Source organism: Microbacterium sp. (assembly GCF_047972865.1).
In the GTDB taxonomy this organism is placed as follows: Bacteria; Actinomycetota; Actinomycetes; order Actinomycetales; family Microbacteriaceae; genus Microbacterium.
This window is the reverse complement of record NZ_JBKEAY010000261.1, coordinates 1-11725: the sequence shown is the minus strand read 5'-3', so window position 1 is coordinate 11725 and position 11725 is coordinate 1. Positions and strand designations below refer to the sequence as shown.

At 69.8% G+C, this 11725-nt stretch carries 12 protein-coding genes and 1 riboswitch; of the genes, 9 read left to right on the top strand and 3 right to left on the bottom strand.

The genetic code is table 11. The features are described from left to right. Positions 1-31: 31 nt before the first annotated feature. From hpaD to ACK5KK_RS15705, 3 genes are all read left to right on the top strand, one after another. A complete protein-coding gene (gene hpaD / locus ACK5KK_RS15715; protein WP_416891024.1) occupies positions 32-1195 on the top strand; it encodes a 3,4-dihydroxyphenylacetate 2,3-dioxygenase in 1164 nt (387 codons plus the stop codon). 66 nt (positions 1196-1261) lie between these two features. After that, positions 1262-2047 (top strand): 2-oxo-hept-4-ene-1,7-dioate hydratase, encoded by a 786-nt coding sequence (gene hpaH, locus ACK5KK_RS15710; protein WP_416891023.1) that lies wholly within the window; start codon positions 1262-1264, stop codon positions 2045-2047. Further along, positions 2032-2835: an HpcH/HpaI aldolase family protein gene (locus ACK5KK_RS15705; protein WP_416891022.1), complete on the top strand. Its 804-nt coding sequence runs from the start codon at positions 2032-2034 to the stop codon at positions 2833-2835. The genes hpaH and ACK5KK_RS15705 overlap by 16 nt, the downstream gene beginning before the upstream one ends. A gap of 40 nt (positions 2836-2875) precedes the next feature. On the opposite strand, the gene ACK5KK_RS15700 is transcribed toward ACK5KK_RS15705, so the two are convergent. Together ACK5KK_RS15700 and ACK5KK_RS15695 are read right to left on the bottom strand one after the other, a co-directional pair. After that, entirely contained in the window at positions 2876-3586 is a 711-nt protein-coding gene (locus tag ACK5KK_RS15700) for a hypothetical protein (protein ID WP_416891021.1), read from the bottom strand. Further along, positions 3583-4557 carry a DUF1266 domain-containing protein gene (locus tag ACK5KK_RS15695; RefSeq protein WP_416891020.1) on the bottom strand — a complete coding sequence of 325 codons (975 nt, stop codon included), beginning with the start codon at positions 4555-4557 and terminating at the stop codon, positions 3583-3585. Before ACK5KK_RS15695 ends, ACK5KK_RS15700 begins: the two co-directional genes overlap by 4 nt. Before the next feature lie 65 nt (positions 4558-4622). On the opposite strand from ACK5KK_RS15695, the gene ACK5KK_RS15690 reads away from it, so the two are divergent. From ACK5KK_RS15690 to ACK5KK_RS15675, 4 genes are all read left to right on the top strand, one after another. After that, positions 4623-5165, top strand: a complete 543-nt coding sequence (locus ACK5KK_RS15690) for a hypothetical protein (RefSeq protein WP_416891019.1) — start codon at positions 4623-4625, stop codon at positions 5163-5165. 153 nt (positions 5166-5318) lie between these two features. Then, on the top strand, positions 5319-6173 hold the full coding sequence (locus tag ACK5KK_RS15685) for an ABC transporter substrate-binding protein (RefSeq protein ID WP_416891018.1): 855 nt from the start codon (positions 5319-5321) through the stop codon (positions 6171-6173). 72 nt (positions 6174-6245) lie between these two features. Further along, entirely contained in the window at positions 6246-7094 is an 849-nt protein-coding gene (locus tag ACK5KK_RS15680; RefSeq protein ID WP_416891017.1) for an amino acid ABC transporter permease, read from the top strand. Then, positions 7091-7825 carry an amino acid ABC transporter ATP-binding protein gene (locus ACK5KK_RS15675; RefSeq protein WP_416891016.1) on the top strand — a complete coding sequence of 245 codons (735 nt, stop codon included), beginning with the start codon at positions 7091-7093 and terminating at the stop codon, positions 7823-7825. Before ACK5KK_RS15680 ends, ACK5KK_RS15675 begins: the two co-directional genes overlap by 4 nt. 40 nt (positions 7826-7865) lie before the next feature. Here the strand turns inward: ACK5KK_RS15675 and glyA are convergent, their stop codons facing one another. Continuing rightward, complete coding sequence (glyA, locus tag ACK5KK_RS15670; RefSeq protein ID WP_416891015.1) at positions 7866-9140, bottom strand: serine hydroxymethyltransferase; 1275 nt, start codon at positions 9138-9140, stop codon at positions 7866-7868. 58 nt (positions 9141-9198) lie between these two features. After that, positions 9199-9282: riboswitch (ZMP/ZTP riboswitch) on the bottom strand. A gap of 149 nt (positions 9283-9431) precedes the next feature. On the opposite strand from glyA, the gene nagA reads away from it, so the two are divergent. Further along, a complete protein-coding gene (gene nagA, locus ACK5KK_RS15665; protein ID WP_416891014.1) occupies positions 9432-10580 on the top strand; it encodes an N-acetylglucosamine-6-phosphate deacetylase in 1149 nt (382 codons plus the stop codon). A 287-nt stretch (positions 10581-10867) separates the two neighbouring features. Then, positions 10868-11725: sigma-70 family RNA polymerase sigma factor (locus tag ACK5KK_RS15660; protein ID WP_416891013.1), on the top strand; the 858-nt coding region annotated here is incomplete at its 3' end.

Here is an 11725-nt window from a genome sequence, read left to right as displayed (position 1 = left end):
CGCGGGGCCTCGGATACGCAAGGACGCTGACATGACCAATCCGCAAGACCGCACGCTGACCTCCGCCGGCTTCTACGTGAGCCAGGAAGCACCCATCAACACCGACAACCCGGTGCCGACGCCGTCGGTGCCTGCACCCGACATCCTGCGCTGCGCGTACATGGAGCTCGTCGTGACCGACCTGGCGGCGTCGCGCAAGTTCTACGTCGATGTGCTCGGTCTCGTCGTCAGCGACGAGGACGACAACGCCGTGTACCTGCGTTCGATGGAGGAGTTCATCCACCACAACCTCGTGCTGCGGCAGGGGCCGGTCGCCGCGGTCGCCGCGTTCAGCTACCGGGTGCGCAGCCCCCAGGAGCTCGACGCCGCCGTCGCGTTCTACACCGAGCTGGGATGCCGGGTGGAGCGCCGCGCGGAGGGCTTCACCAAGGGCATCGGCGACTCGGTGCGCGTCGTCGACCCGCTCGGGTTCCCGTACGAGTTCTTCTACGACGTCGACCACGTCGAGCGGCTCGCGTGGCGCTACGACCTCTACTCGCCCGGGGCCCTGGTGCGCCTGGACCACTTCAACCAGATCACCCCCGACGTACCGCGGGCCACGAAGTTCATGCAGGACCTCGGGTTCCGGGTGACCGAGGACATCCAGGACGACGCGGGCACCGTGTACGCGGCGTGGATGCGACGCAAGCCCACCGTGCACGACACCGCCATGACCGGCGGCGACGGCCCGCGCATGCACCACGTCGCCTTCTCGACCCACGAGAAGCACAACATCCTCGCCATCTGCGACAAGCTGGGCGCCCTGCGCCTCTCGGACAGCATCGAGCGCGGCCCGGGCCGTCACGGCGTGAGCAACGCGTTCTACCTGTACCTGCGCGACCCCGACGGGCACCGCGTCGAGATCTACACGCAGGACTACTACACCGGCGACCCCGACAACCCGGTGGTCACGTGGGACGTGCACGACAACCAGCGCCGCGACTGGTGGGGCAACCCCGTCGTCCCCAGCTGGTACACCGAGGGCTCGCTCGTGCTCGACCTCGACGGCAATCCGCAGGCGGTGATCGCGCGTACCGAGGACACCGAGCTGGCGGTCACGATCGGCGCCGACGGGTTCAGCTACACCCGCGCCGAAGACACCGAGGCCATGCCCGAGTGGAAGCAGGGCGAGTACAAGCTGGGCAACCAGCTGTAACACCCGAATCCGGCGGGGGATGCCGGCCATCCCGGCATCCCCCGCTCCCCCTCGCGAAGGAGACGCATGTTGCAGCAGGACACGATCGGCCAGATCGCCGCGGAGCTGGCCGAGGCCGACCGCATTCACGGAGTGATCCCGCGGATCACGGCTCGTTACCCGGATGCCACGATCGAGGACTCGTACGCGATCCAGGGGGTGTGGCGCGACCGAATGATCGCGGCGGGCCGGACCCTGGTGGGGCGAAAGATCGGGCTCACCTCGAAGGCGATGCAGCAGGCCACCGGCATCACCGAGCCCGACTACGGCGTGATGTTCGACGACACGGTGTACCAGGACGGCGCCGAGATTCCGGTCGAGCTGTTCTCGAACGTGCGCATCGAGGTGGAGCTGGCCTTCGTGCTGGCGGCCCCGCTGGAGGGTCCCGACTGCACGCTGGAGGCCGTGCTGGCCGCCACCGACTACGTCGTGCCTGCCTTGGAAGTGCTCAACTCGCACATTCAGATGGAAGGGCGCACGATCGTCGACACCATCAGCGACAACGCGGCGTACGGCGGCATGGTGCTCGGCACGACGCGCAAACGCGTCGACGAGGTCGATCTGCCGTGGGTGCCGGGCGTGCTCTCCCGCAACGGCGAGATCGAGGAGACCGGCGTCGCCGCCGGCGTGCTCGGCCACCCGGCCCGTGGGGTTGCGTGGCTGGCCGACAAGTTCCACCAGCACGGCGCACGGCTGGAGGCGGGCGAGATCATCCTGGCGGGATCGTTCACCCGGCCCATGTGGGTCGAACGCGGCGACACGGTCCACGCCGACTACGGACCGATGGGAACCATCACATGTCGTTTCGTCTGACCCCCACGTTCCGCGACCGCCTCGCCGCCGCGGACCGGCCTCTCGCGGGCCTGTGGACCTGCTCCGGGTCGCCGCTGGCGGCGGAGATCCTCGCCGGCGCGGGCATGGACTGGATCCTGATCGACATGGAGCACTCTCCGCTGTCGTTGCCGGTCGTGCTCGCCCAGTTGCAGGCGATCGCGGGCTACGACACGACGCCCGTCGTACGGGTACCGATCGGGGATGCCGTCACCCTCAAGCAGGTCCTCGACACGGGCGCGCAGAACATCTTGGTGCCGATGGTGCAGTCCGCGGCCGAAGCCGAGGAGCTCGTGCGGGCGGTGCGCTACCCGCCGCGCGGCATCCGCGGCGTGGGGTCGGCGTTGGCCCGCTCGGCCCGCTGGAACCGCGTCGAGGACTATCTGCAGCACGCCGACCGGTACGTGTCGTTGTTCGTTCAGGTCGAGACGGCTCAGGGCGTCGACAACGCCGCCGCGATCGCCGCCGTCGACGGGATCGACGGCGTCTTCGTCGGCCCGAGCGACCTGGCCGCCTCGATGGGACTGCTCGGTCAGCAGACACACCCGGACGTGGTCGCCTCCGTGCGACGCGCGTTCGACGGCATCCGCTCGGCCGGAAAGCCCGCCGGGGTCAACGCGTTCGACCCGGCCGCAGCCGACGCCTATGTCGAGGCGGGCGCGTCGTTCCTGCTCGTCGGCGCCGACGTCGCGATGCTGGCCCGGGCCTCCGAAGCCTTCGCAGCGCGCTGGGTCCCCGCCGCCGACGCCACCGAACGCGCCTCCTACTGACGGCGTCCCCGAACGGGCCGTCTCGGGGCGTCTACCGGCCTCACTGCGGCCAGGCCGGATCATGCCACGGGCCGCCCTCGGCATACAGCAGGCGCGTGTCGGCACGCAGGTCGTAGGTGCGGCCGGGTAAGAGCCACTCGGCCGCCTGAACGAACGCGTCGCCGAAGCGGTACCAGTCCGCGAAACGCGTGCGCATCGGCGCCGCGGCGGCCGCCAGACGCGCCCGAGCCGATCGGGCCGTCGTGTGACGGAGGGCGACTCCGAGGCGGAGGGTGATCGCGAGATGTGCCACCTCCCACGCGCGAAGCGGGTCGCCTTCGGCGCTGCCCGGGATGTCGGCGAGGCCGATCTCGAACCGCTTCACCTGACGTTTCCAGTCCCGCGAATTCACAACCCCGCGCCGGGTCGCGACCTCACGCAGGTGCCGATTCCAGGCGGCGTTCGTGCGCGCCGGCACGAGGCTCCACCGGTCGTGGAGCATGCCGGCGCCCTCGACAAACGGTGCAGCCAACCCGAGCAGCCAGCGATCCTCAGCACTCCGAGTCGGGGTGGGGGCGACGCCGTGCCGAAGATCAGCGGGCAAGTACCCCAGCGGTTCGAGGATTGTATCCCTGACCCCCGGGCCCAACTCGCCCCGCTTCTCGCGGCGGCGACGGATCCACAGCCCGATCACGGTCCCCACGAGTGTGAAAGCGGCGGGGACCAGGACGGAGGCGGGCAGGTCCTGCACGGCTTCGATGAGCGAACTCATCGGGCGAGTCGCTCCGCCGCCGCGGCGTCGAGTTTCTCGGCGAGCGGGGTGTGCGCGTGCTCAGGAACCTGTTCGACCAATCCTTCACGGATCAGCGAGTCGAGGAGAACCAGGCGCGACTCCGGGAGCGGTTGCCGCCAGGGCAGACGCGACCACGGGCCGGTGATCGGCGCCAGCAGCGCGGCCTGGCGGCTGATGTCGTGAGCGTCGTTCTGCTTCTCCTCGATTCCGTCGGCGCTGTTCCAGAACCACCGCGCGCGCAGGAAGTGATCCCCCATCTCCTCCCAGGAGGCGTAGCGCGCCTGCAGGTGAGCGGAGATCAGGTTCAGCGTGTCGACGGCTTCGGAGTCGGTGAGCCACTCCAGCGCGTAGCCGGAGCGCGTCAACATGGCCGCCCGCACCAGGTCCCAGGCGTCGAACCGTACGTCGCGCACACCGCGGTGATTTGCTTGGGCCTGTGCGACCTGCCAGGCCTGCTCTTGATCATCCCGCATCGGCATCACGCGTCCGCTCGCGAGATCCTCCAACCACACCCGGTGTCCTTCGCGCAGCAAGCCGTAGATCTGCGCGAGCATCTGCGGCCGCGATCGGATTCCCCACGCCTCCGCGAGGGCGAGACGTGTCTGCTCGTGGTTGCCCTCGGTCAGCCTGTCCCACGGATCGCCGGCGCAGATGCCGTAGACCGCCGTCACCCCGAGCGACCAGTGTTCCGGGGCCGGGGTGAACCGGGCGGGGTCTGCGTGCCAGCGCACCCGGTGGTGCTCGGTGTAGTCCGCCGGGGCTGTGCCGCGCCCTTTTCCAAACATTCCCACGGACCCGTACGTTGTCGCTGCGGAGCGGAGGAAGCGCCACAACTTCACCACGACATACAGCGCGACGATGCCCCCCACGAGAGGCCAGAAGTACGGCGTCAGCCGCTCGATCCACTGCTCCACGAGTTGGCCCGACACGTTCCCCACGACGACGTTCACCTCGCCACCCTACGGGGTTCGACGGGACCTGCCGTAACGACGCCCAGACGTGGCACAGTGGAGGCATGAGGAAGTGGGTCATCAGGTTCGCATCGTTGTACGTGTTCAACGCGGTCGTGCTGCTCGTGATCGGATGGCTCACGCCCGCCCGGGTCGGGTTCGCAGTGTTCATCGCGGCGCTCGTGTTCACCCTCATCGAGATGTTCCTCACCCCGCTGATCCGCAAGATGTTCGCGGGCTTCGCCCACACCGATCGGCCCCGCAGCCGCGTCGGTGAGTGGTTCGTGCAACTGCTCGTGGCGCTCGGGGTTGCAGCGTGCGTCTGGGTGCTGACACTGTGGCTGACACCGGTGCGCGCCGGCGGCTGGTTCTGGGCATACATCCTGCCGCCGATCATCATCGCGATCGGCTGGCTCGTCTACGCGGCGGTCTCCGACAAGATCGAGGCCGGCGCCGGGTCGTTGTACGACCGCGCCGATGCCGGGTTGCGCGGCGGTTCCGAGCAACCCGCCGCACCGGAGTCGCCGGCCGCTCGGGAGGGCCGCGCCGAACTGTCCGACGGCCTCACCGCCGAGCAGCGCCGTATGCTGGACGAGTTGGGATCGTAGCGTTCTCGCCCGGATGTGACGTTCCGTGTCGCATTCGCACATCCGTCGCCGCTGAACGGGGCAGGATGGGAAAGGCATGTCGCGCAGTTCCCCCGATGCGCGCCGCCGGCCCTCTGCTCAGAGACGTCCCGCCCCACAGACTTTGGAGGCCCCATGTCGCGCTCCGCGCTGCGCACCGCCCTCGTGACCGCCACGACCCTCGTCGCCCTGCTGGCGACGGGCTGCTCGAACGCCTCGACACCGACCGAGGAAGCCGGCGAGACCGCCGCCGCCGAGGAGGGCTACATCACTCCCGGCAAGCTCACGATCGCCACCGGCGACATCGCGTACTACCCGTACGTCATCGACGACGACCCCGCCAGCGGCGAGGGGTTCGAGGCGGCGATCGCGTACGCCGTGGCCGACAAGCTCGGGTTCGCCCACGACGACGTGGAGTGGGTGCGCACGAGCTTCGAGGCCGCGATCGCGCCCGGACCGAAGACGTTCGACTTCAACATCCAGCAGTACACGATCACCGACGAACGCACGCAGGCCGTCGACTTCTCGTCGCCGTACTACTCCGCCAGCCAGGCCGTGGTGGCCGTCACCGGCGGCGCGGCCGACGACGTCGACTCACTCGACGGCCTCAAGGGCCTGACCCTCGGTGCGATGGCCGGGTCGACCAGCGCTATCACGATCGACGAGGCGATCGCACCGAACGTCGACCCGCTGTTGTTCGACTCGAACGAAGACGCCGTCGCGGCGCTGTCGGCGAACCAGATCGACGCGCTCGTCCTAGACCTGCCGACCGCATTCCTGGCCACCGCGGTGTACATCGAGGACTCGTTCATCGTCGGTGAACTGCCCGCCGCGGGTGTACCCGACGAGTGGGGGCTGCTGCTGGCGAAGGACTCGCCGCTGACCCCCGTCGTCACGGCGGCCGTTGACGAACTGCGCGAAGACGGCACCCTCGACGCGCTCGCCGACGAATGGCTCGGCGCGGGCCAGGGCGTCACCCTCCTGCAGTGACGCGGATGCCATGACCGCCGCCATCCGCCGCCCGCACGGGCGCGGACGCGGCCCGTCCGCTAACGTCGTCCCGTGACCGCGCCGCACACGCCGAGCCCGCTGGAGTCGCAGCGCCGCGCCTACCGCCGCCGCCAGACACAGCGGTCGGTGCTGGTGGCGGCGGCATCCACTCTCGCGTTCGCCGTGCTGGTATGGCTCTTCGTCGTGCGCACACCCGGCTGGGCGGCGGTGCAGCAGGCGTTCTTCGACCCCGAGATCGCGCTGCGGTCGTTGCCGCGGGTGTGGGACGGGTTCCTCATCAACCTGCAGGTGCTGCTGTACGCGGTGTTCACCGTCGCTGCCGTCGCCCTGCTGGTCGCGGTGCTGCGGACCCTGCGCGGACCGGTGTTCTTTCCGCTGCGGGTGATCGCCGCCGTCTACACCGACGTGTTCCGCGGCGTGCCGTTCATCATCGTGCTGTTCCTGGTCGGGTTCGGGCTGCCGACACTGCTGGACCAGCGCATCCATCCGGTCGTGCTCGGCGTGCTCGCGGTAACCCTCACCTACTCCTCGTATGTGGCCGAGGTGATCCGCGCCGGCATCGAAGCCGTGCATCCCTCGCAGCGCCTGGCGGCACGCGCCCTGGGCCTCGGCTACGGGCAGACGTTGCGACGCGTGGTGCTGCCCCAGGCTCTGCGCAAGATGACCCCGCCGCTCATGAACGACTTCATCTCGATGCAGAAGGACGTCGGGCTCATCTCGATCCTCGGCGCGGTGGATGCCGTCCGGGGTGCGCAGCTCGTCGCGGCGCAGACCTACAACTTCACACCGTACGTCGTCGCCGGGCTGCTGTTCATCCTGCTGGCGGTGCCCAGCATCCGCCTCACCGACTGGTACACCGCGAAACTGCGCGACCGCGAGCAGGCGGGGGCGATTCTGTGAGCGCGGTACTGCGGGCCACAGGGCTCTGGAAGTCGTTCGGGTCGCGCCCGGTGCTGCGCGGCGTGGATCTCTCCCTGTCGGCGCACGAGGTCGTAACACTGATCGGGGCAAGCGGATCGGGCAAGTCGACGCTGCTGCGGTGCCTGAATCTGCTCGAACCGATCGACGACGGGCAGATCTTCCTGGGCGAGGAGGACATCTCCGACCCGCGGGTGGACGCCAACCGGGTGCGGGCGCGGTTCGGGGCCGTGTTCCAGAGCTACAACCTGTTTCCGCATCTGTCGGTGCTCGACAACGTGACGCTCGCGTCGCGGGTGGTGCGACGCGAGCCGCGACGCGATGCCGAGGAGCGCGCGCTGGCGCTGCTGGAACGCATCGGGCTCGCCGAGCAGGCGCGGCAGCATCCCGACCGGCTGTCCGGCGGGCAACAGCAGCGCGCCGCGATCGTGCGGGCGTTGGCCGGCGATCCCGAGGTGCTGCTGCTCGACGAGATCACCTCGGCGCTGGACCCGGAACTGGTGGGCGAGGTGCTCGACCTCGTGCGTCAGCTCGCCGCCGACGGCGCCACCATCCTGATGGCGACCCACGAGATGGCGTTCGCGCGGGATGTGGCCGACCGTGTCGTCTTCCTCGACGCCGGGACGATCCTCGAAGAGGGCCCGCCCACGCAGGTGTTCGGCGCCCCGCGCCACGCGCGCACCCGCACCTTCCTCAGCCGCGTCCTCCCCTGACCCCGCACCACGGACTGCGGGGCGGGGCGGGGCGGGGGTGCTACTGCTGCAGTCCGGGGTAGAGGGGGAAGGCGGAGGCCAGGGCATCCACCCGGGCACGCAGCGCGGCCACGTCGGCGCCGGGCTGCAGAGCGAGCGCCACGATGTCGGCGAGCTCGGTGAACTCGGCGTCACCGAACCCGCGGGTGGCCAGCGCCGGAGTCCCGAGTCGCAACCCCGACGTGATCAGCGGCGGGCGCGGGTCGTTGGGCACCGAGTTGCGATTGACGGTGATGTGGATCTCGTGCAGCAGGTCTTCGGCGGCGCGGCCGTCCAGCGCCGCGTTGCGCAGATCGATGAGCAGCAGATGCACATCGGTGCCACCGGAGCGCAGCGAGATGCCGGCGTCGACGACATCCTGCTGCCGGAACCGCTCGGCGATGATCTTCGCCCCGCGCACGGTCCGCTCCTGCCGCTCCCGGAACTCGTCCGTCGCGGCCAGCTTGAACGCGGTCGCCTTGGCCGCGATGGCGTGCATGAGGGGCCCGCCCTGCTGCCCGGGAAACACCGCCGTGTTGATCTTCTTGGCGAGGTCGGCGTCGTTGGTGAGGATGAAGCCCGAGCGCGGACCGGCGATCGTCTTGTGGACAGTGGACGACACGACGTGCGCGTGCGGGACGGGAGAGGGATGCTGGCCACCCGCGACCAGTCCGGCGAAGTGAGCCATGTCGACCCATAGCAACGCACCCACCTCGTCGGCGATGGCGCGGAACGCCGCAAAATCGAGCTGACGGGGGTAGGCCGACCACCCGGCGATGATGACGCGGGGTCGGTGCTCGAGCGCGAGCCGGCGCACCTCGTCCATATCGATGACGCTGGTCTCGGGGTCGACTTCGTAGGCGACGACGTTGTAGAGCGTGCCGGAGAAGTTCAGCTTCATGCCGTGCGTGAGGTGCCCGCCGTGATCGAGCGAGAGACCCAGCAGCGTGTCGCCGGGCTGGGCGATCGCGTGGAGGACGGCGGCGTTCGCGGATGCGCCGGAGTGCGGCTGCACGTTCGCGTACGCGGCCCCGAACAGCGCCTTGGCCCGCTCCATCGCGAGTTCTTCCGCCACATCGACCACTTCGCATCCGCCGTAGTAGCGGCGGCCCGGGTAGCCCTCGGCGTACTTGTTGGTCAGCACCGAACCCTGGGACTGCAGCACGGAGACGGGCACGAAGTTCTCCGAGGCGATCATCTCGAGGTACGTGCGCTGGCGCTCGAGTTCGCGGTCGAGCACGTCGGCGATCTCGGGGTCGACTTCGGACAGGGGCGCGGTGAAGTAGGAATCGGTCATGACTCTCCTGACGACGGGAATCGGATACGGGCGCCGATGCCCTGCGACGGCGCCTCACGAGTCCGACCCAGGCGCGCGGTCGGATGCCGTGTCGGTCGCTCCCCGGTGGTGGCCCACCTTAACGCCAGTCGCGACGTGTCCGAGCATATCCGATGGCGCCGCGCGCCGGCGCTCCTGGTCGAGTGCGCGGACGGGTTTCGTTCCGGGGAGCCGCGGAGTAGTCTCGAAGAGACCTTTTGTTAGGTATCTTTACATCCCCCGCATCCCCTCAGAGTTGCTCATGGAGGTCCCGTGACCGTCATCGTGCACGGCGTTCGACTGGTCGACGACGGCGCGATCCATGACGACGCCTGGGTGGCCTTCACCGATGGGCTGGTCACCGGACGCGGTGTCGGCACGTCGTGGCAGCGTCTTCCCGTGCGGGCGCATGCGATCGACGCCGCCGGGATGTGGCTCACGCCGGGCTTCGTCGACATCCACGGTCACGGCGGCGGCGGCGGCGCGTTCGACGACGGGCCGGATGCCGTCGCGGTGGCCCGCGCCGCCCACCGCGCCCGCGGCACGACGCGCGCGGTCCTCTCCCTGGTCACGGCATCGATCGACGACCTCTGCGCCCGCGTGGCCATGATCGCCGACCTCACCGACACCGACGCGACCGTCCTCGGCAGCCACTTGGAAGGCCCCTTCCTGGACCCCGGCCACAAGGGCGCGCACACCGAGCATCTGTTGCGCGCCCCGCACCCGTCCGAGGTCGAACGGCTCATCGCGGCCGGGCGGGGCACCATCCGCCAGGTGACGATCGCCCCCGAGCGTGAGGGCGGGCTGGACGCCATCCGCGCCTTCACGGATGCCGGTGTCACCGTCGCGGTCGGGCATACCAATGCCACGGCGGAGCAGGCGGCGGCCGCCTTCGACGCCGGAGCGACGCTGCTCACGCACGCTTTCAATGCGATGCCGGGCATCCACCACCGCGCCCCCGGTCCGGTCGTCGCGGCGATGCGCGATCCGCGGGTGACCCTCGAACTCATCGCCGACGGCGTTCACGTGCATCCCGACGTCGTCGCCCTCGCTTTCCAGTGCGCGCCCGGACGTGTGGCCCTGATCACCGACGCCATGGCGGCCGCGGCCGCCGGCGACGGGCAGTACGCATTGGGCGGGCTGGCCGTCACCGTCACGAACGGAACCGCGCGCCTGACCGAGGGCGACTCGATCGCCGGGTCGACGCTGACGCAGGATGCGGCGCTGCGGATGGTGACCGGCATCGGCGTGCCGCTGCCCGATGCGGTGGCCGCCGTGACCCGGGTGCCGGCGCGCGCCATCGGCGTGGACGGCTGCTGCGGGTCGCTCGCGGTCGGCTCACCCGCCGACGCCGTGCTGCTGGATGGCGAACTGTCGGTGCGCGAGGTGTGGACGGCGGGAGCGAGTGTCGCGTCGCGGTAACGAGATGGTGGGGGGCGATGCCCCCGCATCGCCCCCCACCGTTCCCCCGTCAGAGCGCTGTGAGGATCCCCCGATTTCACAGCCCCGGCCGAACGAATCCCTGCTGCATTCGGGACAGCAGAGCCATTCACACTGAGAGATGCACCCCGCCCGCGTTCATTACGCGATTCGCAGAACTTTTTCATCGGGCCCCCGACCGGGTGGTCCACAATGGAGGCAGGCACATAATAAAGCGGGGGCGGAGCCGTCTCTCTGGGTGAGGATGCCCCAACCCCGGGATGAGATCGATGGACCCCGATGACACCGCGGACGTGAACGACGTCTCCGATGCCGACCTCGTGCAGCGCACGCGGGCGGGAGAGGCTGGCGCGTTCGGGCAGTTGTGGCAGCGCCACTATCGCGCCGGTATCACGGTGGCCCGTTCGGTGACCTCGAGCCTCGACCCGGACGATCTGGTGCAGGAAGCCTATGCCCGCATCTTCAGCGCGATCCAGAAGGGCGGCGGGCCGACGGGCGCGTTTCGGGCGTACCTGTTCACAAGCATCCGCAACACCGCCGCCGGATGGGGCCGAGCCAAGCGCGAGTCCGCGATGGACGAACTTGAAACGGTTCCCGACCCCGAAGCCGTTGCGCACACCACCGACGAGGCCCTGGACCGCAGCCTGACCAACCGGGCGTTCCGCTCGCTGCCGACACGGTGGCAGGAGATCCTCTGGTACACCGAGATCGAACAGATGAAGCCGGCCGAGATCGCGCCGCTGCTGGGCATGAAGCCCACCGCGGTGGCGCAGCTCGCGTTCCGAGCGCGGGAGGGGCTGCGCGAAGCCTGGATCCAAGCTCACCTGCGCAACGCCGAGCCCGGCTCGGAGTGCCAGTGGACGATCGAGCACCTCGGCGCCTACGCCCGCAACAACCTCGGACGCCGTGACCACACCCGCGCGACCGACCATCTCAGCCAGTGCGCACGCTGCACGATCGTCGCCTCGGAAGCGACCGAAGTCTCGCACCGGCTGTCGTTGATCGTGCTCCCGCTCGCGGTGGGCGCGGGGGTCGCGACGGCCTACCTGGCCTCCGCTCAGGGCGGCGGGACGCCGCTGGTCGCCCTGGCGGCAGCGGGTGCGCCCGCGATGCCCGGCGCGGTTGTG

What these genes read in the sequence shown, in the direction of transcription:
- hpaD (WP_416891024.1), top strand. Translation starts at nt 32, where the DNA reads ATGACCAATCCGCAAGACCGCACGCTGACCTCCGCCGGCTTCTACGTG.
- hpaH (WP_416891023.1), top strand. Translation starts at nt 1,262, where the DNA reads ATGTTGCAGCAGGACACGATCGGCCAGATCGCCGCGGAGCTGGCCGAG.
- glyA (WP_416891015.1), bottom strand. Translation starts at nt 9,140, where the DNA reads ATGACCGATTCCTACTTCACCGCGCCCCTGTCCGAAGTCGACCCCGAG.
- ACK5KK_RS15685 (WP_416891018.1), top strand. Translation starts at nt 5,319, where the DNA reads ATGTCGCGCTCCGCGCTGCGCACCGCCCTCGTGACCGCCACGACCCTC.
- ACK5KK_RS15705 (WP_416891022.1), top strand. Translation starts at nt 2,032, where the DNA reads ATGTCGTTTCGTCTGACCCCCACGTTCCGCGACCGCCTCGCCGCCGCG.
- ACK5KK_RS15700 (WP_416891021.1), bottom strand. Translation starts at nt 3,586, where the DNA reads ATGAGTTCGCTCATCGAAGCCGTGCAGGACCTGCCCGCCTCCGTCCTG.
- ACK5KK_RS15690 (WP_416891019.1), top strand. Translation starts at nt 4,623, where the DNA reads ATGAGGAAGTGGGTCATCAGGTTCGCATCGTTGTACGTGTTCAACGCG.